This is a genomic window from Streptomyces sp. NPDC044921 (assembly GCF_056432865.1).
In genome coordinates this window covers 104,127-127,632 of the sequence record NZ_JBWKIF010000011.1, presented here as the reverse complement: position 1 = coordinate 127,632, position 23,506 = coordinate 104,127, and the positions used below count along the sequence as shown (strand labels likewise).

Genomic DNA, 23,506 nt, shown 5'->3' with positions numbered 1-23,506 from the left:
GTCCTAGCGTGGCTGTCATCGATGAAAGGAGCACCATGCCAACCACATGGTTCATCACCGGTACCTCCTCTGGTTTCGGCCGCCTGCTCACCGAGAGGCTGCTGGCCCGAGGTGACCGGGTCGCCGCCACCGCACGCCGGCCCGAGATGCTCGACGATCTGCGTGCCCAGCACGGTGAACGCCTGTGGACGGCCCGGCTCGACGTCACGGACACCGAGCAGGTCCACCACGTGGTGGGGGACGCGTTCAAGACGTTCGGCACGATCGACGCGGTCGTCAACAACGCCGGTCACGGCGTCTTCGCCTCCGTGGAAGAGGCCACCGACGAGCAGATCCGGCGGGTGATCGACACCAATCTCCTCGGGTCGATCCACGTCATCCGCGCGGCCCTGCCGCATCTGCGGGCGCAAGGACACGGACGCATCGTGCAGGTGTCGACCGCCGGCGGCCAGACGACCTACCCGAACTTCGGTTACTACCACGCGTCGAAGTGGGGGATCGAAGGCTTCTGCGAGACGGTGGCGCGCGAGATCGCCCCGTTCGGTATCGGCCTGACCATCGTCGAACCCGGCGCCACGCAGACCGGGTTCGCCGGTGCTCTCGACACCGCGCCCGTGATGCCGGAGTACGAGAACACCCCGGCGGGTGAGGTGCGGCGCGCCATCGCGTCCGGCGACTTCCCCTTGCCGAACGACCCGCACAAGATCGCGCAGGCCATGATCGACCTGGTCGACTCGGAGGACACGCCACTGCGTGTGCCCCTCGGCTCCGACACCTACGAGGACGTACGGGCATCGCTCGTCGCCCGGCTGGCCGAACACGACGCCCACCGCGCCATCGCACTCGGGGTGGCACATCGCGACGCGGAGTGAGAGCCGTCGAGCCGGTGGGCGCGCATCCCGAAGCGCTCACCCGGCACCTCCCGAGGGGCGAGCGGAGGTGACCACCGCACGCCCCGATGCCGCGCATCGTGTCGGGGTCCCGCGGTGGCCACCGGCTATGCCGGGGACAGCTCAGGGGCTGCCCAACTCCCTCACATGCCGATCGGGTTGAGGTAGGTGGCCGGGTGGGTGGCGCCGTCCTGCTTGAGGATCTGACCGCCGAAGGGCCACGTCAGGGTGAAGTGCTTGGTCTCGTTCGGCGGCGTGACCAGGAACTTCGCGGGTACGAACTTCTCCTTCTGCGGCGTGGACGCGGCCACGGGGAGCAGGGTGATGCTGAAGTCCACCGTGTCGCCCTGCTCCAGGGTCATCTTCACCGGCGCCTTCGAGGAGCGCGCCAGCGACCAGGTGCCGTCGGTCTTCTGCGCTCCGACCATGTCGACACCGGCGAAGCCGGACAGGGTGCAGGTGCGCCCGCTCTGGTTGGTGAACCAGATGTAGGCCTGGGTCTGCTTCTCGCTCTGTCCCATCTCCGGCCGCGCGTCGCCCCCCGTGGCGAAGCCGGCCTTCAGGTCGGCGGTGTGGCAGCGGCCCGGCTCCGCCTTGCCGGTGGCGGCCGAGGCCGGGACGGCGGCAGCGGCGGCACCGAGGACGAGGGCGGACGTAAGGGCCACAGCGGTCAGCTTGCTCTTCATGATTCGGGTTCCCCTCCCGTATGAACCGGCGCGCGAGGTCAGCGCGCGCCTACGCATCTGAAGATGCGCGATGTGCGGAAGCGGTTCGGTGTGCGGAGAACCAATTCCCGCCTTTCTTGGCCGGATGCCGGTACCGGTGCCCGTGTCCTCCGAAAAGCCGGCGCTGCCGGGCGGCGTCGACCGGCAGGTCACCGACCCGTGGTGGTGGCCGGGGACGCCGGGTCAGGTGCTTCGCCGGTGCTCGCTCCGCCGGGTGGCGCAACCGGTTCGGCGGGGGAGGCCGGGGCCGGCGTCGTGGGCGGGCCGACCGAATGCGGGGGAGTGCCTGCCGGAGGGGCCGGACGATCCGGGGGGTCGTCCGTGACCGCGAACACGGCGCAGGCGGCGGCTGCGGCCAGCCCCAGCAGCGCGACGGCGGTACGGCGAAGGGGCAGGCGCCACCGCCTCGGCCCGGTGGGCAGGCGGGCAGGCCGCAGGTGTCCCGCTTCGACGGTGTCGGCCCGGGCGGTGAGGGCCTCGCGCAGTCGCTGTTCGAGCGCCTCGCGGGGGAGCCGGCCGGGGTTCATCGCCGGTCCGTGGTCATCGGGGTGTCTCCTGCAGTTGTCTGCCGAGGGCGTCCAGGGCCCGGCTGGCGGTTGACTTGACCGTCCCGCGGGAGATGCCGAGGGTGTCGGCGATCTGCGCTTCGGTGAGGTCCGACCAGTAGCGCAGCACCAGGACCTCGCGCTGCCTGGGGGTGAGGCGCCGCAACGCGTCGATCACTTCCTGGTGCGCTTCGGCGAGGAGCACGCCGTGGTCCGCGGAGGGGCAGGGGCGTTCGCGCTCGGGGACGTAGGCGCGTGCGGTGCGCCGCCGGCGCAGGACGGAGCGTGCCTTGTTGACGACGCTGGTGCGCAGGTAGGCCTCGGGGTCGTCCAGGCCGGCGAGCCGGTGGCCGTGGCGGTGCAGGAGGGCCGTGAAGGCGTCCTGCACGACGTCCTCCGCTGTGGGGAGGTCGTCCACCAGGAGCAGAGCCAGCCGCACGAGAGCGAGCCGACGATGGTGGTACAGCTCGCTGAAGCCGTCCTCGCCCCCCGCTGCGCCCGTGCCGGGGGAGAGCGCGTGCAACGGCCTGCGCCAGCCGTCCGCCCGAGTGGTCGGTGAACGCGGAGCGAGTCCGCCCTGTACGAGCCTGCGCAGGCTCTGCCACCAGGTCACCGGCGGTGCGGGGGTGGGGATCGTCGCTGTGCTCACGTGTCTCCTGGGCGTTGCGGTGCGGGTCCGTCCACCCGGGCGCCCGGGTGGACGGACCGTGCTGGGGGCTCGGGCCCCGCAGCGTGCGTGCACGTGGTGGTGCCGGACGGCCGGCGCGGATCAGGGAACCGATCCGCGCCGGAGGGCTCACCGGGCCGGGGTCGCGGGCTGCTGCACCGGCTGGGCGGGCTCGGCGTCGTCAGGGACGTCGGTCTCCGACCCGGGCGCGTGCGGCTGCGCGGGCCGCGGGGCCGGGGTCGCGGGCCGCTGCACCGGCTGGGCGGGCTTGGCGTGCTTGGGGACGTCCGTTTCGCTGCTGAGGGCGGGCGTCTCGGATCCGGAGACGTAGGGCTTGGCGTGCTTGGCGGTGGAGGTGGACTTCGCGGGGGTGGTGGAGTGAGCCTTCTCGGCTTCGGTGGCGTCGGGCGCGGTGGTGTCGGCATGGGCCGTGAAGGCTCCGCCGAGGGTCAGCGCGGCGCCCATGAGGGAGACTCCCAGGGCGGTACGGGCCCGGCCGGGGCGGGGGCTGCGGGAAGCGGCGTGACGTACTGACATGTTCGTCCTCGGTTCGTGGGTCTCGACTTGCCGGGTCGGCCGTCCGGCATGGATGGCTTGCCATGCGGAGGCCCTGTGCTGGAGGCGCATCCATTCCGACAGACGTCTCAAGCCCCTTGGGGTTGCAGGTCGGGCGACACCGATGCGGAGGCGATCCAGTGATCTGGATCACTGAGCCGCGGTCCGCGTCAGTCGAAGGCTCGCCGTCACCCCACCGCCCGTGTCGCGTGGACCGGTCCGTCGCGGTCGGACAGACGCACTCCCCGGCCGCCGTGCCGGTGGGCGATGATCTCGGCGGCGATCGAGACGGCCGTCTCCGCTGCGGAGTGCCCGCCGAGGTCGAGTCCCACCGGGGAGGACAACCGCGCGAGGGCGAGTGGGGTGACGCCGGACTCGCGCAGGGCCGCGGTGCGCCGCAGATGGGTGCGCCGTGAGCCCAGCGCGCCCACGTACGCGACATCCAGCCCGAGCGCGGTCCGCAGCAGGGGGATGTCGACCTTCGGGTCGTGACTGAAGGACACGACCACCGTCCGCGCGTCCACCCGCCCGGCCGCGGCCTCGCCTGCCAGGTACTGGTCGGGCCGGGCCACCACCACGTCGTCGGCGTCCGGGAAGCGCTCGGCGGTGGTGAAGACCGGGCGGGCGTCGCACACGGTGACCCGGTAGCCCAGTGTCCGGCCGATGGACGCGAGGGCCGAGGCGAAGTCTCCGGCGCCGCACAGCAACATCCGTGGACGCGGCGCGACCGTGCGCACGAAGACGCGGACGCCCTCGGTGTCGTGGCTCAGCAGCGCGCTGTCACCGCGCCGCAGCAGGGTCCGCGCGTGGTCCATCAGCTCCGGTGGCGTGTGCCGCGGGCGCGGGCTGCCGCAGCGGTCGTCGGCGCGCAGGACCACGTGGGTGCCGACGGCTTGCGGACGCGGATGGTTCACCACGGTGGCGACGGCCGTGGGGATCCCGGCCCGCACGGACCGCACCACCTCGGCGAGTTCGGGGAAGGTACGGACGCCGACGGGTTCCACGAAGACCTCCAGCGTGCCGCCGCAGGTGAGGCCGACGGCAAGGGCGTCGTCGTCACTGATGCCGTAGGTCACCTGATCGGTGCCGCCGTTCCGGACGGCCTCACGGGCCCGTTCGAGTACGTCGCTCTCGACGCAGCCGCCGGACACCGAGCCCACGACCCGCCCTTGCGGAGTGAGCACCATGGCCGACCCGGCCGGGCGCGGGGCGGAGCCGGAGGTGCGCACCACCGTCGCCAGGCCGGAGACCTCGCCCGAGGACCACGCCTCGTACAGCGCGTCCCAGACGTCGTCGCGGCCGGTCACAGCAGCTTGTCCTGGGTGAGGGGGAGGTCGCGCACACGCTTGCCCGTGGCGTGGAAGACGGCGTTGGCGATGGCGGCGGTGACCCCGGTCATGGGCGTCTCGCCGAAGCCGCGGGCGCCGAGGGCGCCGCTGACCGGGTCGGGTTCGTCGATGAACTGGACCTGGATGTCGGGGACATCGGCGTTGACCGGGATCAGGTAGCCGGAGAGGTTCGGATTGACGATCCGCGCGGTCGCGGGGTCGACGAGGGTGTGTTCGAGGAGCGTGAAGCCGATGCCCCAGATCACCCCGCCCAGGACCTGGCTGCGCGCGGTCTTGCGGTTGAGGACGGTGCCCGGGTCGTAGCACCCGGCCACGCGGGTCACCCGCACCCGGCCCAGCAGCGGGTCGACGCGGACTTCGACGAACACGGCGCCGGTCGAGTAGCCGAGCGGGGTGTCGACGGGCTCGACCTGGAAGGTCAGGGGTTTGCCGCCGTGGCCGACCACGGAGCGGTGACTGACCCGGGTGCGGGGGTCGGCGGTGTCGAAGAGGTGGCCGTCGGCGGTGTCCACCCGGTCGGCGGGGACGCCGCGCAGCGGTGAGCCAGGCTGGGCCACGGCCAGGTCGATCACGGCCCCGCGCGCGGCGGTGCACACGCGGTTGACGGCGCTGCCGACGCCGGGCGCGGTGGTGGAGGCGCCGGAGGCGAAGCTGAAGGGGAAGGCGCTGTCGCCGAGTTCGAAGGTCACATCGGAGACGGGCACGCCGAGCACCTCCGCGGCGATCTGCGTCATGATGGTGTATGTGCCGGTGCCGTTGTCCTGGGTGCCGACCTGGATGCGCACCTTGCCGTCGGTGCCCAGCGTCAAACGGGCCCCGGCGCCGGGCCTGCCGCCCGCCGTGTGCGCGGAGGTGGCCATGCCCCAGCCGACGAGTTCACCGCCGTCACGCATCGAGCGGGGCCGCGGGTCGCGCCGGGACCAGCCGAACACCGACGCGGCACGGCGGTAGCACTCACGGAGGTGGTTGCTGCCCCACTCCTCGCCGTTCTCCATGTTCCGCGCGCTCCAGTTGCGCACCCGCAGGTCGACCGGGTCCATGTCCAGGGCGTACGCGAGTTCGTCGAGGCCCGCTTCCTGGGCGTGGGCGGCGCACGCCTCCGGGGAGCGCATGAAGCTCTGCGTGGGCAGGTCCAGGCGCACGGCGTGCTGTTCGTTGGACAGGTGGGGGACGTCGTACAGCATGCGGATGGGCTCACTGCTGTTGAACAGCGCGACGTCGTCGCGGGTGACCTGCTGGGTGATGACGTGGTTCAGCGCGGTGATACGGCCGTCGCGGCGGGCGCCGAACTCGATGGTCTGACGCGTCTGAGCACGGTGCCCGTTGGAGGTGTACATGTGCGCCCGGGACAGTACGAGCCTGACCGGCCGGCCCAGTGCGCGGGCGGCGGCGCAGGTCAGGACGGTGTGCGGCCAGATGGGGCCCTTGGTGCCGAAACCGCCGCCGAGGAAGCGGCAGATGACCCGGACGTCGGCGAGCGGAATCCCCAGGGCCTGGCTGACGACCTGCCGGGTGCCGTCCACTCCCTGTGTGGTCTCGTACACCGTCACCTTCGGTCCCTCCCACACGGCCGTGGTGGCGTGGGGCTCGATGGGGTTGTGGTGATGCATGGGGATCGTGTACTCGGCCTTGATCCGGACGTCCGCCCGGGCCATGCCCGCCGCCGTGTCGCCGCGCCGGAAGGTGTTGGGACCGTCCGGCCCGGCGGGCGGCCGGATCACCTCGCCCTCGGCGAGTTCGCCTTCGGGGGTGCCCGATTCCTCGTAGCCGACCTCGATCAGCTCCGCGGCCCGCTGCGCCTGTTCCGTGGTCCGCGCGACCACGAAGGCGATGGGCTGGCCCGCGTGACGGATCTGTGGTGTCTGCAGGGGGATGAACGGCTTGAGGAACGTCCGGTACGTGGGCTGCGACAGGCGCGGCATGGTCTCGTGCGTGTAGACGGCGATCACGCCGCGCACCGCTTCGGCGGCCCGGGTGTCGATCCGGGTGATCCGGCCGCGGGCGATGGTGCTCGTCGCCATGCAGGCGTGGACCATGCGGGGCAGCCTCACATCGGCGGTGTACTCGGCCGCGCCCGTCACCTTCAGCCGTGACTCGACGCGGGACAGCGGGCGGCCGACGACATCCCTGTTCATCGGGAACCTCCGTGAAAGCGGCCGAGCGCGTCCTGCAGCGCCCGCTGCACCAGCTCGACCTTGAACGCGTTGTCCTGACGCGGCCGTGCGTCCCGGACCAGGGCGCGTCCGGCAGCGGCGATGCTCCGCCCGGTCAGCGCCCGGCCCCGCAGGGCTGCTTCGGCCTCGGCGGAGCGCCAGGGACGGGTGGCGATGCCGCCGAAGGCGAGGCGGGCCTCCTCGACGGTGCGGCCGCTCATGCGCAGTACGGCGGCCACGGACACGACCGCGAACTCGAAGGTGGCGCGGTCGCGGACCTTCAGGTAGCGCTGACGGCTGTCCGGGGCGGGCAACGGCACCTCGACCGCGGTGATGAGCTCGCCGTGCCGCAGGGCGTTCTCGAGGTGGGGAGTGTCGTCCGGCGTGCGGTGGAAGTCGGCCATGGCGATGGTCCGTGTGCCGTCCGGGCCGAGGGTGTGCACGGTGGCGTCCAGCACGCGCAGGGCGACCGCGAGGTCGGACGGGTGGACGGCGATGCAGTGGTCGCTGCCCCCGAGGACGGCGTGCCAGCGGTTGCGCCCCTCGAGCGCGGCACAGCCGCTTCCCGGGGTGCGCTTGTTGCAGGCGAAGTCCTCCCCGCGGAAGTACCAGCAGCGGGTGCGCTGCAGCAGGTTGCCGCCGATCGAAGCCATGTTGCGGACCTGCGGGGACGCCCCGGCGAGCAGCGCCTGGGACAACACGGGCAGTCGTCTGCGGACCACGGGATGCAGGGCCACGTCCGCCATCCTGGCCAGGGCGCCGATGCGCAACCCGTTCCCCGACTCCTCGATGCCGTGGAGCGGCAGGCGGTTGATGTCGACGACCAGGTCGTGCTCCTCGGCGCCGTCCTTCATGAGGTTCAGCAGGTCCGTGCCCCCGGCGACGAACGTGGCGCCGGGGGTGCGGGCGACGAGCTGCACGGCCTCGGCCGTCCGGGTCACGCGAGCGTAGGCGAAGTCCCTCATCGGCGTCCCGCCTTCGCCGCGTCGGCCACCGCGTCGACGATGTTCGGGTAGCAGCTGCACCGGCACAGGTTGCCGCTCATCCACTCCCGGATCTCGTCCTCGGAGCCGGTGTGCCCTTCCTGGATGCACGCCACCGCGGACATGATCTGTCCCGGTGTGCAGATGCCGCACTGGAAGGCGTCGCGGCGGACGAACGCCTCCTGCACGGGGTGGAGTTCATCACCCTGGGCGAGCCCTTCGATGGTGGTGATCGACCGGCCTTCCTCCATCATGGCCAGGGTCAGGCAGGCTTTGGTGCGCCGGCCCTCGACGAGTACGGTGCAGGCACCGCACTCGCCACGGTCGCAGCCCTTCTTGGTGCCCGTGAGCCCGGCGTGCTCGCGCAGCGCGTCGAGCAGGGTGACGCGGGCCTCCACCCCCGGAAGCCGGTGCTCGGCTCCGTTGATCCTGAGCGTGAGGGTGCCGGCCGTCCGGGGCCGTGCCGCTTGCGCGGCCGGGGTCTGTGCCGCGGCCGGTTCGGTCCCCGAGAGGGGCACCATCACCGCGGTCGCCGCGACGCCCCCCGACTTCAAGACGCTGCGCCTGCTGTGTTGGGACATGGGAGTCGCTCCTTGTGATCCCGGGTCGGCGAGATGAAGTGAGCCTGACGCGTGAGGAAATCAGCCGTCCAACGCAAAAAGTGCATGTCAGCCATGCGTCGGGCGCATGATGCGGACCGGGGGAGCGGGGCTTTATGCGTTGCCTGCATGGAACTGCCTACGCTGTCGCCATGTCACATCTGCGGAACGCGGATCTGAACCTGCTCGAGGCGCTCGCCGTGTTGCTGGAGGAGCGGCACGTCACGCGGGCCGCGGACCGTTTCCACCTGAGCCAGTCGGCGATGAGCCGTGTCCTGCAGCGACTGAGGGAGACGTTCGGCGACGAGCTCCTGGTGCGCACCCGCGGCGGGTACGAACCGACCCCCCGGGGCCAGCAGATCCAGTCGGAGCTGGCCGAGCTCCTTCCCCGGCTGGAAGCGCTGCTGCGCGGAGACGCCTTCGATCCCGCGACGGCGACGGGCCACTTCCGCGTTCTGTGCACGGACTTCGCCACCTCGTTGTTCGGCCCGGTCCTCTTCCCGCGCCTCCTCCGCGAGGCTCCGGGGATCTCACTGACCGTTGCGCCACTGACGGACCAGTCCTTCGCCGACATTGAGCAGGGCCGCGCGGATCTGATCATCTCCGGGGTCGTGGCACCGCGTGCGCTGCGGTGGGAGACGCTGTTCGACGAGGACTTCGCCTGCCTGCTGCCCCGCGACCATCCCGTCCGCGGAGATCGGGTGACCCTGGACGACTTCATCGCCCACCCGCACGTCGTCGTCAACATCCTGGGCCTGGGGCAGGCGATGGTGGAGCGCCGGCTCGACGAGTACGGACTGCGCCGGCCCGTCGGGTTGCGGGTGCCGTTCTTCTCCGCGGCGGCGGCCGCGCTGCCGGGCACGGAACTGATCGCGACGCTCCCGCGCCGCGCCGTCCTCCCGTACGCCGGCGACCCCGCCTACCGCGTCGCCGCGGCCCCGGAAGAACTCCCGCCCTTCCCCTACGGCATCGCCTGGCACCCCCGCGTCGACGGCGACCCCGCTCACCGGTGGCTGCGGCAGGTGATGCGGGAGACGGCTGTGCGGGTGACCGGCCATGGGCCGCTTCAGGGTGGTGCCGCTCCAGTGCCGGTCGATCACTGAGAACGGTTGCTGGCTGCTCATGTGCAGACCGGTGCGATCGCTCCCCGCAGGGCACGGCCGTGCAGCCGGTCGAGCGCGTAGCGGTGACGGGCCTCCTCCCTGGCCCGGACCAGGGAGACCTTGCACCGCAGGGTGGAGCCGCGCAGGTCCTCCGTACCGGCCAGCTGACCGATGAACTCGACGGTGATGCGGTCCAGTGCGGGGCGTACCTCAGTGCTCAGGTCGGGACGTTCAGTGGGTGCCGATTCCGGGTGTGCTGCCCAGTGCTCGTGGAGCTCCCGCTGTACGAACTTGCTCATCTCTATCTGCGCCCGGAAGAAGTGCACGGTCTCTTCCGGATCGACCCCCGCGTCGGCGGCGAGTGCTGCCGCCCGGTCCAGCACCTGTTGTTCCCGTACCGGATCCTCAATGGGGACGTCGGTGCCGTACTTGGCCGCCGCCACCTTGTCGGCGAGCAGGATCCGCTCGGCAGCGAGACCGACCAACGGGGTCAGTCCTTGGGTCAGTCCTCCCCTCGGCGTCGCCGACGCGGACGCCGCTGTGGCCGGCGTCGCGCCGACCGACAGCAGCCCGGTCATCATCAGAGCCGTGAGTCCGGCACGCACAGACCGGGAGGAAGGGATTCTGGAGGACACTCGACGTTCCTTTCCGGCACGGTGCTCGACGACGGCGATGGCGATGGCGATGGCCGCGGGCCGGACGAGACCGCCGGACGTCAGTAAGTGCCGTGCCTGGCTGTGGGGTTGGGGCCACGCTATAGCAGCTCGCTGGTCAGCCGGAGGCATACGCGCTCGCCATCGGAAACCGTCAAGGAACCGTCAAGTACGCGCTCGTCGGGATGCGTTCACGGGCAAGGGCTGTCTCGTCGCCGGCCGCGGAAGGGAAGAGGGGCTCTCATCCTGGCGCCCTCCGGGTTAACGGCAGGGGAAGAGAGGCCGCCTGCGAGAACGGAGTGACATCGCGGTGCAACCCCTGCCGGGGGTGCGAGGTCTCAGCGGGTGATCGTGCACAACGCCCCCGGCGCGTGGCCGCGGCCGTTCGCTCCTTCGCCGGAGTGCCGTCTCCGCGACAACTGCCGCGCCGGGTACCGACGACTTCTCCACCGATCCCGCGAAGGGTTGCTTCCGCATGCGCACGTTAAGGACCGTAGTCCTCACCGCCTCACTCGCCCTCACCCTTGGTGGCGGTGTGCTCGCGACGTCCACCGCCCAGGCGGCCGCGGTGAGTTCGGCCTCCCTCCTGCACGCCGACGGTGAGCTCTGGTACAAGGCAGGCGCCGGACAGGCCAACAACCTGACGGTGACCGCGAAGGTGGTCGACGCCGATCCCTCGCAGTTCGGCGAGGACTACCTGCTCACGTTCCGCGACAGGTTCGACATCACCGTCTCCACCGCCGCGTGCAGCTACCCGGTGCCGGCCGACCGCAAGGTCGTCGAGTGCACGGTGGCCATCCCCGTGGGCTCCGACGACTCGGACAACTACGGCGTCGACCTCGGTGACGGCAGCGACACCGCGACGGTCACCGGCTCCGCGTACACATCGATCCACGGCGGCGAGGGCGACGACGTCCTCGCCGGCAGCCGCGCCGCCGTGCTCTACGGGGACGCGGGCGACGACCGCCTCGACGGCGGTGGCGGAGTCTGGGCCATGGGTCCGTTCGGTGGCGCGGGCAACGACACGATCACCAACTGCGACGCCGAGTGCCACGGCGGTCCCGGCAACGACAGCCTCACGGGCACCGCCACGGGGCAGGGCTTCGGCCTGCACGGGGACGACGGCAACGACGTCATCCACGGCGGTGCCGGTGCCGACCTCGTCTACGGCGGCAAGGGCAACGACAAGCTGTACGGCGACTCCGGGAACGACAAGATCTACGGCAACAGCGGCAACGACCTGCTGCGCGGGGGCGCGGGCACGGACACGCTCTCCGGCGGACCGGGGACCGACGAGGTCCACCAGGACTAGACGAGCAGGACCGGGACCACCGGGTGCGGCTCCCGCGTGAGGGAGCCGCACCTCCCTCACGCTCCGGCGTCCGCCCCACCCGTCGGCCGGGAGCCGGATGCGACGTCGTGGCCAGGACCGCGCAGGCCATCGATGAGCAGAGCCACCATGCGCTGGTTGTACTCGGGACCTTCACCCGGTACGGGCATGCACAGGTTGGCGATGGCGTACAGCAGGTCACGAGCGCTGACGTCCGCGCGCACCGCTCCACTGGCCGCCGCGGCGTCGAGCAGTTCCGTGAGAACGGGACCGACCTTCTCCAGGAAGTAGCCGGGAAGAGCCTCGTAGGCCGGATCGCCCGAGTGGAGGGCGGGGGCCAGTCCGCGTTTGGTCCCCAGGAACTCGGTGTACCGGCGCAGCCACTCGGCGAGTGCCTCCCCCGGCTCGTGGGTGGCGCTGAGCCGCGGCCCGGCCGCGGCGCACGCGTCGATCCCGCTCTCCACGACCGCCTTGACCAGGTCGGAGCGCAACGGGAAGTGCCGGTAGAGCGTCCCGACGCCGACGCCGGCCAGGTCGGTGATCTCCTTGGCCGGTGCGTTGACCCCGGACGTGTCGAACACCGTCTTCGCGGCCTTGATCAGGGCCTCCACATTGCGCTGGGCGTCCGCGCGGGTGCGGCGGGGTGCCCCGGGCGGCGCTTCCTTCTTGGTCATGTTCCCTCCGGTTGCATAACCGGAAAGCCTTTCCGTATAGTTCCGGAAAACCTTTCCGCTTAACTGCAGGGTAGGGCATCCCACCGGTGCCCTTCCAGTTCAGGAGGAACCCATGCAGTACCGCACGCTGGGTCGCACCGGCATCAAGGTCAGCCCGTACGCCCTCGGCACGCTGATGTTCGCCTCGGCGCTCAACGACGCGGGCCACGACGAGTCGATCCGCGTCATCCACAGGGCGCTGGACGCCGGCATCAACTTCGTCGACACCGCCGACGCCTACGGCGACGCGGAGGAGGTCGTCGGCAAGGCGCTCAAGGGGCGCCGCGACAACGTGGTCCTGGCCACCAAGGTGAGCCGCCCGATGGGCGACGACCCGAACCAGCGGGGAGCCTCCCGGCGCTGGATCACGACCGCGGTCGAGAACTCGCTGCGCCGGCTGCGGACCGACCACATCGACCTCTACCAGATCCACCGCGTCGACCCCACGACCGACGTCGAGGAGACCCTCTCCGCGCTCACCGACCTGGTCCGCAGCGGAAAGGTCCGCGCCATCGGCTCCTCCACGACCCCGGCCTCCGGCATCGTCGAGGCGCAGTGGGCCGCCGAGCGCCGGAACCTGGAGCGCTTCCGTACCGAGCAGCCGCCCTACTCCCTCCTCAACCGCGGTGCCGAGCGCGAGGTCCTGCCCGTCGCCCAGCGGTACGGCATGGGCACCCTGGTGTGGGGCCCGCTCGCTCAGGGACTGCTCACCGGCCGCGTGCGCAGGAACCAGGAGAACAGCCTGATCCGTGCCGGCTTCGTCAAGCACCTCAACGACGAGCGCCGCATCGACGTCGTCGAACAGCTGATTCCGCTGGCCGGGGAAGCCGGCCTGCCGCTGACCCGCCTCGCCATGGCGTTCACCCTCGCCCATCCCGGCGTCACCAGCGCCATCATCGGGCCGCGCACGATGGCCCACCTCGATGACCTCCTCGCCGGCCTCGACGTCGTCCTCGGCGACGACCTCCTGGACCGGATCGACGCGATCGTCCCTCCGGGCACCGACGTGGGCACGCTCGACCAGGACTACGTGCCTCCCGTCCTGGAAACCGCCGCTCTGCGCCGGCGGCCCCTCAGCGAACGCGCGGCTGCCTGACGCCGGGCAGCGTGCGGCTGTCCGTGGCCATGAACGGGCGGCGGCTCCGTCGGGTCGCGTCCGCCGGCGGTGCAAACCATGCCGGCGGGACTCGGGACGCCGTCACCCCTTCACCGACCCCGAGGTGAGTCCCTGGACGATGTGGCGGCTGGCGAAGGCGAACAGGAGCATGGTGGGCGCGATCGTCAGCACGGCCGCCGCGGACATCGAGCCCCAGTCGATGTTGAAGCTGGAGATGAAGCCGTTCAGGGCGGTGGGGACGGTCTTGTTGGTGTCGCTGTTCATGAGCGTCACCGACAGGAAGAGTTCGTTCCAGCAGTTGACGAAGTTGAAGATGAACGCGGCGATGATGCCCGGGCGCATCACCGGCAACAGGACCCGGAACAGTGCCGCGAAGCGCGACAGGCCGTCGATCATGGCGGCCTCCTCCAGCGCGTCCGGGATGTTCTCGAAGAACCCGCGGAGCATCACCGTGCAGAAGGGGATGCACACCGCGATGTAGACGAGGATCAGGCCGAGGCGGTTGTCGACCAGCCTCAGATCGGTCATCAGCAGGTAGAGCGGGCCCAGGGCGATGAAGGACGGGATCATCTGGGTGACCAGCGCGGCCATCAGCAGGGCGGACTTGGTGCGGAACTCGAAGCGGGCCAGCACGTACGCCGAGAGCATCGAGATGGCCGTGGCGGTCACGCCCGCCACCGTCGAGACGATGAGGCTGTTGGTCAGGTACGTGCCGAAGTCGGCCGTGCCGAACAGGCCGCGGTAGTTCTCCAGGGAGAAGCGCTCGGGCCAGTACGCAAGGGGGAAGCGGAAGATGTCGCCGGGCGCCTTCAGCGAGGTGACGGTGATCCAGTAGAGCGGGAAGACGGTGAAGAGCAGCCACACGCCGAGGAAGGTGAACTTGACGGCCCGGCCGGCCGCGGATGCCTTGCCGGTCACGACCTCACCCCTTTCCTCTCGCGCGTGGCCATGAGGAAGAACACCGCGAACACCAGCAGCCCGGCCACGACGAGCAGGCCCAGCGCGGAGGCCCTGCCGTAGTCGCCCTGCTGCGTGATCTTGATCATCCACGTGGTCACGATGTGCGTCTCGTTGTTGGGTCCGCCGCCGGTCATGCCGAAGATCAGGTCCGGGAAGTTGAAGATCCAGATCACCCGGAGCAGCACGGTCAGGGCCAGTGTGGTGCGGATGTAGGGAATGGTGATCTGGAACAGGGTGCGGGCCTTGCCCGCGCCGTCCAGCGCCGCCGCCTCGTAGAGCTCGTCCGGGATCGACTGGAGCGCGGCGAGGATCATGATGGCGAAGAAGGTGACGCCGTACCAGATGTTGGCGACGAGCACGGCCACCATCGCCGTGTCCGGGTCGGCCAGCCAGGCGATCGGTTCGTCGATCAGGCCGGCCTTCTGCAGCAGGTCGTTCACGACGCCGAACTCGCTGTTGAACAGCCAGCGGAAGAGGATGCCGATGAGGAACCCGGAGATCGCCCAGGGAAAGAAGATCAGCGCCTGGTACACCCCGCGGAGACGGAAACGCCGGCGCAGCCACAGCGCGAGCGCGAAGCCGATCACCAGCTGCGGGACGATCGAGCCGACCACCCACAGGGCGGTGTTGCCCAGGACGGTGCCCCAGGCGGGGTCGGCGAAGACGTCGCCGAAGTTCCTCAGCCCGACCCACGAGGTGTCGGTCAGGTCCGTCAGCTTCCAGTTGCGGAAGGCCATCTGGCCGCCCGCGATCACGGGGTAGTAGGTGAAGACCGCCACGAACAGGGCGGCCGGTGCCATGAAGGCGGCGATGGTCAGGCCGCGGCGGGTGGTGAACTCGCGCTTGCGCCGGCCCCCTTGCGGGAGGGCTCCGCTGCCGGAGGCCTCCCGCGCACCCGGCGTCGACGCCTTCGACGTCGTTGTGGAGGTGACGGGCATGTCTACTGCTCCTGCCGCCACTTCTCGGTCCAGTACGCGTCCCAGCCCGCGAGCAGCCTCTTCGGCGTCGTCCTGCCGAGGATCAGCTTCTGCACGTCGGCGTCCGCCTTCTGCTGCCACTCGGCCCACCAGCTGACCCCGCGCGGCTGGGTGACGACCAGGTACTTGTCCGGCTGCTCGGTCATGGTGACGTAGCTCGACCAGGGACCCGTTCTGTAGAAGGGGTCGCTGATCGCGGACTTGAGGATGGGCACCAGGCTGTTCTTCTTCGTGAACGACGTCGACGCCTCCCCCTGGGAGAGGAACTGGACCAGCCTCACGGCCTCGGCCTTGTGGCCGCTGCCCTCGGCGACGCCCCAGCCGGCGGTGGCCAGAGGCTGCACGGTCTTGCCGCCGGGGCCGGCGACCAGCGGGGCCGTGGCCCACTGGTCCTTGGAGATCGACTTCGACTCCGAGACCGTGGCGATCACTTCGGGGTCCTGGAGCAGGAACGCCGTGGAGCCGTTGGAGAACGCCTCGACCATCTCGGGGTAGCCCCAGGAGACGGACGACTTCGGGGACGCCTGCTGGAAGAGTTCGAGGTAGGTCTCGATCGCGTCCTCGGCCTCGGGAGCGGAGAAGATCGAACGGCCGTTCCTCAGCTTGAAGCCGTTGGCCGGGTCGACCTCGTCGGCGAGGTAGGCCTCGATGGCGGCGGTGGCGTTGCTGTGGGCGTTGGCGCCGCCGCGGAAGGCGTAGCCGTAACGGCGTTCGGCCGGGTCGTGGATGGCGGACGCCTGCTCCAGCAGTTCCCGCCAGGTGGCCGGCGGCTTGTCGAAGCCCGCCTTCTCGATCAGGTCGGTGCGGTAGAAGAGGCTCAGGCCGTAGAAGCCGTACGGGACGAAGTAGGTGCGGCCCTTCGCGTCCTCGGCGGCGTTGACGGCGTTCTCCGTCATGGCCTGCCAGCCCTTCCAGCCGTCCAGGTCCTTCTTCATGTCGTGCAGCCAGCCGTTGTTCGACCAGGGTCCGACGGTGATGTCCCGGACCTCCAGGACGTCCACCCCGCTGCCGGACTGGAGCATCTGCTGGAGCTTCTGGTCGGCCTGCTCGGTGGGCGGGGAGACCAGATTGACCTTGATCTTCGGGTTCTGCCGTTCGAAGTCGGCTATGAGGTCCTTGAGCAGGTCGGTGCGGGTCGGGTTCGTCAGGCTCTCGACCATGTTCAGGGTGACCGTGCCGCTCGCCTCGGGGCTCATGGTGGAACAGCCGGTGAGGAGGGTCGCGGCGGCGGTGCCGAGCGCGAGGGCTGCCGTCCTGCTTCTCATGGTGCTGACCTCTTTCCTGAGTTTCCTGAGCTGCCTCGAGCCCACGTGACGAGGACGGGGACGCAGTCCTCGGCGAAGTACTCGTAGTCGGCGGCGGTGTTGTAGACGTGGGCGGACAAGCGCATGTAGCCGTTGCCGCCGAAACTGGTGAAGGCCGCCTCCACGCCCAGCTCCCGGGCTACCCGGTCCCGCAGGGCGTCGGCCTCGATCCGGTCGGCGGCGAGTCCGTCCGGCAGCCGGACCAGGCGCATGCCGGGCACGGGCATGCCGACGTCGACCGAGGGGTCCGTGCCGGCCGCCTCGGCGAGCGCGGCGCCGATGACACGGGCGCCGTAGTCGGCCAGGTCGTCCATGTAGCGGCGGGCGGCCGTCCAGCCCCAGGTGCGTTCGACGAAGGCGAGGGACGTGGGCGCGGCCAGATGGGCGGTGGCGTCGACGGTGCCCTGCTGGTCGAAGCGGTCGGGGAAGGGGTCGGCCGCGGCCCAGGAGTCGATCAGGGGGTAGAGGCGCTCGCGCAGCGGGCCACGGGCGACGAGCGCGGCGGTGCCGCGCGGGGCGCAGCCCCACTTGTGCAGGTTGCCGGTCCAGAAGTCGTACGCGGCACCGGCGAGGGGTGCTTCGAGCAGGCCGGGCGCGTGCGCGCCGTCGACGAGGACGGGGATGCCGCGCCGCCGGGCCTGCGCCCCGATGCGCTCCACCGGCAGCCGGCGCGCGGTCGCCGAGGTGATCTGGTCGACGACGACGAGTGCGGTGGCGTCGCCGAGACCGGCGACGACCGCTTCGTACGCCCGGTCCTCGTCCGCGTCCAGCGGCACCCGGGCGGTACGGACCCGGCCGCCCCAGCGGCGGGCCAGCCGCTCGGCGCCCATCGTCACGGCCCCGTAGCCGTGGTCGGTGACGAGGATCTCCCCGCCGGGGCGGAGGGTGAGGGCGGCGTAGACGACGCTCGCGCCGGCGCTGGCGTTCGGCACGAGGGCGAGGTCGTCGGCGTCGATCCGCAGGAAGCCGGCGAGTTCGACCCGGGTGGCGGCCAGTCGCTGGGGCAGCGCCGGGAACCACACGACGGGGGAGCGTTCCATCTCCGCGCGCAGCGTTTGCTGCCGCTCCTGGGCCACCAGCGGAACGGCCCCGAAGGAGCCGTGGTTCAGGTGCTTGAGGACAGGATCCAGCGACCAGGCCCGGTCGGCGGGCCGGCCGTCCGCCAGCAGCAGGGGGCGCGGTGCGGTGGTCACCTCGGTCTCGCTCACAGGACTCCACATCTGGGCAGGGCGGTTCTGCGGAGGATCGCGCTCCGCCGGACACATCTGATGACTGGGCATCCTGCCGACCTTCTGTGGCGGAAACAAGAGGCTTACAGTGAAAGTCATCAGATGACTTTCCCGGGATGCGTACCCGACTCATCCGATGACTCCCCGGGCCTCGCTACAGTGCTCCGGGGGACGCGGCCCGCTCGCGCCCCGTCAGGGGAGGAAGAAGGGGACGGATGTCCGCAGTCGAGAAGGCCTTCCACGGCCTGCGGCACATGATCGGGACGGGACGTCTCGGCCCGGGCGAGCGCATCCCGCCCGAGGGGGAGCTCTGCGAGGAACTCGGCGTCTCGCGGGGGTCGCTGCGCGAGGCGGTGCGGATGCTCGCCGCCCTCGGGGTCATCGAACCGCGGCACGGCTCGGGTACGTACGTCTCCCAGCTGAGACCCCAGGACGTGATCGGCAGCCTCTCCCTGACCCTCGAACTGCTGCCCCTGTCCGGCCTGTTGGAGGTCTACGAGATCCGGCGCGTGCTGGAGGCGCACGTCGCCGCCCAGGCGGCGGCCCGCTGCACCCCGGAGACGGTGGAGACGCTCTTCGCCCTCATCGAGGACATGGAGGCCACGAGCGACCCCGCCAAGGCGTCGGAACTGGACCACCGCTTCCACGCGGAGATCGCCCGCGTGGGAGGCAACCCCACCCTGGCCACCCTCCTGGCGGTCTTCCGCGCCCGCTCCCGCAAGTACCAGGTCTTCACCCTCCCCGAAGGCCCCGAACTGCGCAGGAAGAGCGACGACGACCACCGCGTCCTGGCCACCGCCATCGCCGACCACGACCCGGTCGCGGCGGCCGGTGCGGCCCAGGCGCACGTCGCCCAGACGGAGCGGTGGCTGAGGGCGTTCATGCCACCGGTGGAGGAGACCGGCGGGGCGGACTGACCGTGCCGGCCGGGCCGTTCGCCCTGCCGGAGGCGGCTCGCGCCGTGGCGCCCGCCCGGGTCAGCCCGTGAGCGGTGGGGCGCCGGCTCTCCGGTCCTCCTCGGCGGTCCGGGGCCGTGCCCGGCCGGCGCGCCGGGCACATGGCCGGGCCGTGCCCGGGATCCTCGGCGGCCGCACCCGGCGGTAAGTCCCCGGTCGGCTGGTCCGCCCGGACCCCGCCCGGGCGGGGGCGTCCCGGCGGCCTGCGCGCCCGGACGGAGGGAGTGACGCGAGCGCGGCCCGCGTCGCCGTGGTGCAGGGGCACGAACTCCGCGGGTCCGCGCCCCCCTTGCGGACGGTGCGGCCCGCCCGCGGGCGGCCACCGGTCCGCCCCCGGCATCCCGGCTCGGTCCCGCGCCCCGTTCGCGGGTGAGCGCGCGGCGCGCCGCGCGGTCAGGGCGCCGGCGGCCGCATCCCTTCCAGGCCGGACACCATGCACTCCAGTCCGTCGTGGAAGCGCCGTCCCGTACTGCTGTCGGCGCTGCGCTTGACGTAGTCGGCCAGTGAGGACGGGTGGTTCTCCAGCGCCGAGTCGAGGTACGGGCCGAGACGCTGGGCCCACCTCTCCTCGGACTCGGAGCTCTGCTGGGCCATGCGCTGCCAGGCCGCCTCCGACAGGGCGGCGCCCACCGTGTAGTAGTAGATCGCCGACAGCGCGGAGTCCAGCTGGGACGGGGTGAAGTCGGCCTCCTCCAGGATCGCGATGACGGCGCTGGTGTGCGCCAGGGCGCGCGGCCCGACCGGCGGATGGCTGCCCATCAGCTCGATCATCCAGGAATGCTGGAGCAGCACCTCGAACAGACCGGTCGCGCCGGCCTTGATGCCCTCGCGCCAGTCCCCTGACGCGGACCGGGCCGGCGGGTCGGGGAAGACGGCGTCGACCGCCAGCTCCAGCAGGTCGTCCTTGGTCGGCACGTGCCAGTAGAGGGACATGGGTGCCGAGCCGAGGGACTCGGCGAGCTGGCGCATGCGCAGGTTGCGTACGCCTCCTTCGTCCAGCAGCCGTACCGCACCGCGCACGATCTGCTCGCGGTTCAGCGGCTGCTTCGCCGGCCGCTGCCGCATGTCGCGCAACCAGATCGACCCCGGTCGGCCCTTGGCCGTGTCCCGGCCCGAGTTCTCGTCTCGTCCAGAAGTCTCAGTCACCATTCCATGTTAGCGCGCGCCCGTACAACGTACGATAGCTGGTATGCCGTACGACAAAACTGCCGAACGGATCGTCTAGGAGGACACGCATGGAACCCGTGCACGACAGGCACACCCCGGGCGACGGTGGGGACGGGGGTGCCGCACCCGGTGCCCGGAACAGGTGGGCGGTACTGGCCGTCCTGTCACTCAGCCTCCTGGTCGTGGCCCTGGACCTGACCGTGCTGAACGTCGCCCTGCCCACGCTCAGCACGGAACTCGACCCCTCCTCCGTGCAGTTACTGTGGATCGTCGACGTCTACTCACTGGTCGTCGCGGGTCTGCTCATCAGCGCGGGCACACTCGGTGACCGGCTCGGGCGCAAGCGCTTCCTGTGCCTGGGCTTCGTCGTCTTCGGCGCGTCATCGGCCATGGCCGCGTGGGCGACCGAGCCCGAGATGCTGATCGCGGCCCGCGCCCTGCTCGGCGTCGGCGCGGCGATCATCATGCCCTCGACGCTGTCGATCATCCGGAACGTCTTCACCGACCGCAAGGAGCGCACGGTGGCCCTCGCGGTGTGGGCCACCATGTCCGCGGCCGGCGCGGCCGTCGGGCCGGTCGTCGGCGGCATCATGATCGAGCACTTCTGGTGGGGCTCGGTCTTCCTCATCAACGTGCCGATCATGGTGTTCGCCCTGATCGCCGCGCTGGCCCTGGTGCCGGAGTCCCGTCACTCCAACCCCCCGCGCTGGGACACCGTCGGCGCCCTGCTGTCCGTGGCCGGTCTGATCCTGCTGGTGTACGCCATCCAGCACGGCGGCGCCGAAGGCCTGGAGGCGCAGACCGTGGTCACCGGCGTGCTCGGACTGCTGATGCTCGGCGGCCTGGTGGTGCGGGTGCTCAAGGTGCGCGACCCGCTGATCGACCCGGCACTGTTCCGCAACCGCGCCTTCTCGGTGGCGGTCGTCTCGGTGGTGCTGGCGATGTTCGGCATGGGCGGACTGATGCTGCTCCTCACCCAGCACTGGCAGTTCATCGGCGGGGCCTCGCCCATGGAATCGGGTCTGCGGCTGCTCCCCCTGCTGCTGGCCACCATGATCGGGGCACCCGCGATGTCCGCCATCGTGCCGAGGTACGGCACCCGGTACGCCATGATGATCGGCCTGGGACTCATCGGGGCGGCCTTCTTCGTCCTGGTGAACGTGCGGCCCGACACCGACTACTGGGTCTTCGCCGTCGCGCTGGCCGGTATCGGCGCCGGGGCCGGCTGCGCCATGACGGCCGCGTCCGACGCCATCATGTCCACGGCCGATGCGGACAGCGCGGGCGGCGCCGCCGGCATCGAGGAGACCAGCTACGAGCTGGGCAACGGACTGAGCGTGGCCATCATGGGCAGCATCGCCGCCGCGCTGTTCCGCCGGGAGATGGACACCTCCGTCCCCGGGGTGGACGAGCGGGTGATGGACGCCGCCCGGGAAGGACTGCCCAACGCCGTCGCCGCGGCGCGTGCCCTGCCGGGGGAGGCGGGCGCGGAACTCAAGCGCCGGGCCGACGACGCGTTCGCCGATGCCTTCGGCGTCACCTCGCTGGCCACGGGCATCCTGCTGGTCCTGGTCGCCGTGGCCGTGGCCGTGCTCATCCCCCGCGAGGCGGGGCGCCAGACGCGGGACGACGGCGACGGCTCCGACTCGCCGGAAGCGGTGGACCTGGCGAAGCCCTAGCCGAGCGGCTGCACCTGGGCCCGGCGGTGTGGCTGTGCCTGGGTGCGGCGGTGTCATTGGGCCTGGGGCCGACGGTGTGACCGGGCCTGGGTCCGGCGGTGTGGCTGTGCCTGGGTCTGGCTGTGTGGCCGGGCTTGGGTCCGGCGGTGTGACCGGGCCTGGGTCCGGCCGTGTGACCGGGCCTGGGGCCGGCCCTGTGACCGCTCCCGGCCGTGTGGTTCTGCCCGGGTCCAGCCGTGTGACCGCGCATTGGTCCAGCCGTGTGGCTGGGCGGCTCCGGACCGGCCGAGTGACCGTGCCCGGGGTCGCCACGGCCCATGGGACGGGCCCCGGGTGACGGGGCCCGTCGCGCCGGGCCGCCGTGCCGTTCGGGATCGCCGCGCACGCGACGAGGAAGCCGGGACCCCTGTCGGGTCCCGGCTTGTCGCCCTGCTCGCCTGCGTCCGCCGCAGGCGCCGCTCTTGCACCGGGCGAGCGCACGGCCGCGTCAGACGGCCCGGACGCGCTGCTCCACCAGTGCCACGATCCGGTCGAGCCGCCCCAGCTCGACCACTTCGTCGTCGGTGATGTCGATACCGAAGTCCTTCTCCAGGGCGAGGGAGAACTCCACCGCCGCCAGGGAGTCCAGGCCCAGATCCTCCAGGCTGGCCTCGGGGGCGATCTGGTCCTCCGGGACCCGGAAGCTGTTCGTCAGCAGGGACTTGACCTTCTCGTACACCGTTCCTCCCGGGAAACGCCGTGTCGGTGGGGTGCGCGGGACAGCGCGCCGGCGTGGGGCCGGCGCGTCCTCACACGTCGTAGGTGTGCACCGCGAAGGGGGTGACCTCCGGCCACGTCAGGGTCGCCGCGCCCCAGGCGAGTCCGCCGCCGAACGCGGCGAGCAGCACCCGGTGGTGCGGCAGCAGCTCGCCCGCCGAGGCGGCGTCGGCGAGCAGCAGGGGCAGGGACGCGGCCGAGGTGTTGCCGACGCGCTCGATGTTGGACAGCACCCGCTCGCGCGGGACGCCGAGTTCGTCGGCGACGGCCTCATTGATGCGTGCGTTGGCCTGGTGGGTGGCCAGCCGGTCGACGTCGCCGACCTGCCAGCCGGAGCGTTCCAGGACGTCGAGGGACGCCTGGGCCATGCGCTCCTTCGCGTGCCGGTAGACCTTGCGCCCCTGCATGCGCAGGTAGTACTCGTCCGGGCCGGGCACCGAGCCGGCCGAGCGCTGCCGCGCGCCGCCCGCCGGGATCTCGATCAGGTCGCTGAGGGCGCCGTCGCTGCCGAGGCGCACCGGCCCCACGGCGCCCGGCTCGTCCCGCTCCCCGGCCCGCAGCACCACGGCACCGGCGGCGTCGCCGAAGATGACCGCCGTGGTCCGGTCGTGCGGGTCGACGATGCTGGAGAAGGTCTCGGCGCCGATGACCAGCACGTGGTCGGCGAACCCGGCCGCGATCGCCCCGACCGCCGTCGACAGGGCGTACAGAAAGCCGGCGCAGACGGCGGCGACGTCGTGCGCGGCGACCGGTCCGAGCCCGAGGGCCGTCGCGACCTCGGGAGCGGTGGCCGGGCAGAGCCGGTCGGGTGTGGCCGTCGCGAGCACCACCGCGTCCACGTCGTCGCGTCCGGCCGACTTCAGGGCCAGCCGGCCCGCCTCGACCGCGAGTTCCCGCGTGGCGGTGCCCGGCGGGACGGTGTGGCGCTGTGCGATGCCGGTGCGGCTGCGGATCCACTCGTCGCTGGTGTCCAGGCGGGCCTGCAGGTCGGCGTTGGTGACCGTGACGGGCGGTACCCACCCGGCGACGCCCGTCAGAACCGCCGCACGGGAGCCGGCACCCACGTGCGCCGGCGCGCTGCTGTCCATGGCCTTCC

The 23,506-nt window shown here is 71.5% G+C and carries 22 protein-coding genes; 6 read left to right on the top strand and 16 right to left on the bottom strand.

Translation table 11 applies throughout. The features are described from left to right. The first annotated feature begins 35 nt into the window (after positions 1-35). The gene (locus tag AC07DA_RS19100; RefSeq protein ID WP_479129328.1) at positions 36-872 is read left to right on the top strand and encodes an SDR family oxidoreductase; all 837 of its coding nucleotides are present in this window, start codon (positions 36-38) and stop codon (positions 870-872) included. 161 nt (positions 873-1,033) lie between these two features. Here the strand turns inward: AC07DA_RS19100 and AC07DA_RS19095 are convergent, their stop codons facing one another. From AC07DA_RS19095 to AC07DA_RS19065, 7 genes are all read right to left on the bottom strand, one after another. Next, a complete protein-coding gene (locus tag AC07DA_RS19095) occupies positions 1,034-1,576 on the bottom strand; it encodes a DUF4232 domain-containing protein (RefSeq protein WP_479129327.1) in 543 nt (180 codons plus the stop codon). Between the two features lie 579 nt (positions 1,577-2,155). Beyond that, positions 2,156-2,809, bottom strand: a complete 654-nt coding sequence (locus tag AC07DA_RS19090) for a SigE family RNA polymerase sigma factor (RefSeq protein WP_479129326.1) — start codon at positions 2,807-2,809, stop codon at positions 2,156-2,158. 147 nt (positions 2,810-2,956) lie between these two features. Continuing rightward, positions 2,957-3,364, bottom strand: coding sequence for a hypothetical protein (locus AC07DA_RS19085; RefSeq protein WP_479129325.1), 408 nt, complete (start codon positions 3,362-3,364; stop codon positions 2,957-2,959). A gap of 206 nt (positions 3,365-3,570) precedes the next feature. After that, positions 3,571-4,689: an XdhC family protein gene (locus AC07DA_RS19080; RefSeq protein ID WP_479129324.1), complete on the bottom strand. Its 1,119-nt coding sequence runs from the start codon at positions 4,687-4,689 to the stop codon at positions 3,571-3,573. Then, positions 4,686-6,866: a xanthine dehydrogenase family protein molybdopterin-binding subunit gene (locus tag AC07DA_RS19075; protein WP_479129323.1), complete on the bottom strand. Its 2,181-nt coding sequence runs from the start codon at positions 6,864-6,866 to the stop codon at positions 4,686-4,688. The genes AC07DA_RS19080 and AC07DA_RS19075 overlap by 4 nt, the downstream gene beginning before the upstream one ends. Beyond that, complete coding sequence (locus tag AC07DA_RS19070; protein WP_479129322.1) at positions 6,863-7,849, bottom strand: FAD binding domain-containing protein; 987 nt, start codon at positions 7,847-7,849, stop codon at positions 6,863-6,865. The genes AC07DA_RS19075 and AC07DA_RS19070 overlap by 4 nt, the downstream gene beginning before the upstream one ends. Then, on the bottom strand, positions 7,846-8,448 hold the full coding sequence (locus tag AC07DA_RS19065; protein WP_479129321.1) for a (2Fe-2S)-binding protein: 603 nt from the start codon (positions 8,446-8,448) through the stop codon (positions 7,846-7,848). Before AC07DA_RS19065 ends, AC07DA_RS19070 begins: the two co-directional genes overlap by 4 nt. A gap of 170 nt (positions 8,449-8,618) precedes the next feature. Here AC07DA_RS19065 and AC07DA_RS19060 point away from each other — a divergent pair, with 170 nt between their 5' ends. After that, positions 8,619-9,569 carry a LysR family transcriptional regulator gene (locus AC07DA_RS19060; RefSeq protein ID WP_479129320.1) on the top strand — a complete coding sequence of 317 codons (951 nt, stop codon included), beginning with the start codon at positions 8,619-8,621 and terminating at the stop codon, positions 9,567-9,569. A gap of 17 nt (positions 9,570-9,586) precedes the next feature. Here AC07DA_RS19060 and aroQ read toward each other — a convergent pair whose 3' ends face one another. Continuing rightward, positions 9,587-10,054, bottom strand: a complete 468-nt coding sequence (aroQ, locus tag AC07DA_RS19055; protein WP_479129319.1) for a gamma subclass chorismate mutase AroQ — start codon at positions 10,052-10,054, stop codon at positions 9,587-9,589. A gap of 643 nt (positions 10,055-10,697) precedes the next feature. Here aroQ and AC07DA_RS19050 point away from each other — a divergent pair. After that, positions 10,698-11,534 carry a calcium-binding protein gene (locus AC07DA_RS19050; protein WP_479129318.1) on the top strand — a complete coding sequence of 279 codons (837 nt, stop codon included), beginning with the start codon at positions 10,698-10,700 and terminating at the stop codon, positions 11,532-11,534. Positions 11,535-11,590: 56 nt separating this feature from the next. On the opposite strand, the gene AC07DA_RS19045 is transcribed toward AC07DA_RS19050, so the two are convergent. Next, a complete protein-coding gene (locus AC07DA_RS19045; protein ID WP_479129317.1) occupies positions 11,591-12,226 on the bottom strand; it encodes a TetR/AcrR family transcriptional regulator in 636 nt (211 codons plus the stop codon). 112 nt (positions 12,227-12,338) lie between these two features. Between AC07DA_RS19045 and AC07DA_RS19040 the strand changes: the two genes are divergently transcribed. After that, positions 12,339-13,361 carry an aldo/keto reductase gene (locus AC07DA_RS19040; RefSeq protein ID WP_479129316.1) on the top strand — a complete coding sequence of 341 codons (1,023 nt, stop codon included), beginning with the start codon at positions 12,339-12,341 and terminating at the stop codon, positions 13,359-13,361. A 102-nt stretch (positions 13,362-13,463) separates the two neighbouring features. Here the strand turns inward: AC07DA_RS19040 and AC07DA_RS19035 are convergent, their stop codons facing one another. From AC07DA_RS19035 to AC07DA_RS19020, 4 genes are read right to left on the bottom strand one after another with little or no spacing between them, the layout of a single operon-like run. Then, a complete protein-coding gene (locus tag AC07DA_RS19035; protein WP_479129315.1) occupies positions 13,464-14,300 on the bottom strand; it encodes a carbohydrate ABC transporter permease in 837 nt (278 codons plus the stop codon). Beyond that, positions 14,297-15,280, bottom strand: a complete 984-nt coding sequence (locus tag AC07DA_RS19030; RefSeq protein ID WP_479129314.1) for a carbohydrate ABC transporter permease — start codon at positions 15,278-15,280, stop codon at positions 14,297-14,299. The genes AC07DA_RS19035 and AC07DA_RS19030 overlap by 4 nt, the downstream gene beginning before the upstream one ends. A 2-nt stretch (positions 15,281-15,282) precedes the next feature. Next, on the bottom strand, positions 15,283-16,584 hold the full coding sequence (locus tag AC07DA_RS19025; protein WP_479129313.1) for an ABC transporter substrate-binding protein: 1,302 nt from the start codon (positions 16,582-16,584) through the stop codon (positions 15,283-15,285). Continuing rightward, entirely contained in the window at positions 16,581-17,831 is a 1,251-nt protein-coding gene (locus AC07DA_RS19020) for an aminotransferase class V-fold PLP-dependent enzyme (protein ID WP_479129312.1), read from the bottom strand. The genes AC07DA_RS19025 and AC07DA_RS19020 overlap by 4 nt, the downstream gene beginning before the upstream one ends. A 236-nt stretch (positions 17,832-18,067) precedes the next feature. On the opposite strand from AC07DA_RS19020, the gene AC07DA_RS19015 reads away from it, so the two are divergent. Beyond that, entirely contained in the window at positions 18,068-18,769 is a 702-nt protein-coding gene (locus AC07DA_RS19015; protein ID WP_479129311.1) for a FadR/GntR family transcriptional regulator, read from the top strand. 432 nt (positions 18,770-19,201) lie between these two features. On the opposite strand, the gene AC07DA_RS19010 is transcribed toward AC07DA_RS19015, so the two are convergent. Next, the gene (locus AC07DA_RS19010) at positions 19,202-19,954 is read right to left on the bottom strand and encodes a TetR/AcrR family transcriptional regulator (protein ID WP_479129310.1); all 753 of its coding nucleotides are present in this window, start codon (positions 19,952-19,954) and stop codon (positions 19,202-19,204) included. 89 nt (positions 19,955-20,043) lie between these two features. On the opposite strand from AC07DA_RS19010, the gene AC07DA_RS19005 reads away from it, so the two are divergent. After that, positions 20,044-21,654, top strand: coding sequence for an MFS transporter (locus AC07DA_RS19005; RefSeq protein ID WP_479129309.1), 1,611 nt, complete (start codon positions 20,044-20,046; stop codon positions 21,652-21,654). Between the two features lie 487 nt (positions 21,655-22,141). Here the strand turns inward: AC07DA_RS19005 and AC07DA_RS19000 are convergent, their stop codons facing one another. Both AC07DA_RS19000 and AC07DA_RS18995 read right to left on the bottom strand, forming a co-directional pair. Next, entirely contained in the window at positions 22,142-22,372 is a 231-nt protein-coding gene (locus AC07DA_RS19000) for an acyl carrier protein (protein WP_479129308.1), read from the bottom strand. 70 nt (positions 22,373-22,442) lie between these two features. Beyond that, positions 22,443-23,498, bottom strand: coding sequence for a beta-ketoacyl-ACP synthase III (locus tag AC07DA_RS18995; RefSeq protein ID WP_479129307.1), 1,056 nt, complete (start codon positions 23,496-23,498; stop codon positions 22,443-22,445). Between the last annotated feature and the right edge of the window lie 8 nt (positions 23,499-23,506).

Bases quoted from the DNA above. Each gene is read 5' to 3' on its own strand.
- AC07DA_RS19100 (WP_479129328.1), top strand. From the start codon at position 36: ATGCCAACCACATGGTTCATCACCGGTACCTCCTCTGGTTTCGGCCGC.
- AC07DA_RS19095 (WP_479129327.1), bottom strand. From the start codon at position 1,576: ATGAAGAGCAAGCTGACCGCTGTGGCCCTTACGTCCGCCCTCGTCCTC.
- AC07DA_RS19085 (WP_479129325.1), bottom strand. From the start codon at position 3,364: ATGTCAGTACGTCACGCCGCTTCCCGCAGCCCCCGCCCCGGCCGGGCC.
- AC07DA_RS19075 (WP_479129323.1), bottom strand. From the start codon at position 6,866: ATGAACAGGGATGTCGTCGGCCGCCCGCTGTCCCGCGTCGAGTCACGG.
- AC07DA_RS19070 (WP_479129322.1), bottom strand. From the start codon at position 7,849: ATGAGGGACTTCGCCTACGCTCGCGTGACCCGGACGGCCGAGGCCGTG.
- AC07DA_RS19065 (WP_479129321.1), bottom strand. From the start codon at position 8,448: ATGTCCCAACACAGCAGGCGCAGCGTCTTGAAGTCGGGGGGCGTCGCG.
- AC07DA_RS19060 (WP_479129320.1), top strand. From the start codon at position 8,619: ATGTCACATCTGCGGAACGCGGATCTGAACCTGCTCGAGGCGCTCGCC.
- AC07DA_RS19050 (WP_479129318.1), top strand. From the start codon at position 10,698: ATGCGCACGTTAAGGACCGTAGTCCTCACCGCCTCACTCGCCCTCACC.
- AC07DA_RS19045 (WP_479129317.1), bottom strand. From the start codon at position 12,226: ATGACCAAGAAGGAAGCGCCGCCCGGGGCACCCCGCCGCACCCGCGCG.
- AC07DA_RS19040 (WP_479129316.1), top strand. From the start codon at position 12,339: ATGCAGTACCGCACGCTGGGTCGCACCGGCATCAAGGTCAGCCCGTAC.
- AC07DA_RS19030 (WP_479129314.1), bottom strand. From the start codon at position 15,280: ATGCCCGTCACCTCCACAACGACGTCGAAGGCGTCGACGCCGGGTGCG.
- AC07DA_RS19025 (WP_479129313.1), bottom strand. From the start codon at position 16,584: ATGAGAAGCAGGACGGCAGCCCTCGCGCTCGGCACCGCCGCCGCGACC.
- AC07DA_RS19015 (WP_479129311.1), top strand. From the start codon at position 18,068: ATGTCCGCAGTCGAGAAGGCCTTCCACGGCCTGCGGCACATGATCGGG.
- AC07DA_RS19005 (WP_479129309.1), top strand. From the start codon at position 20,044: ATGGAACCCGTGCACGACAGGCACACCCCGGGCGACGGTGGGGACGGG.
- AC07DA_RS18995 (WP_479129307.1), bottom strand. From the start codon at position 23,498: ATGGACAGCAGCGCGCCGGCGCACGTGGGTGCCGGCTCCCGTGCGGCG.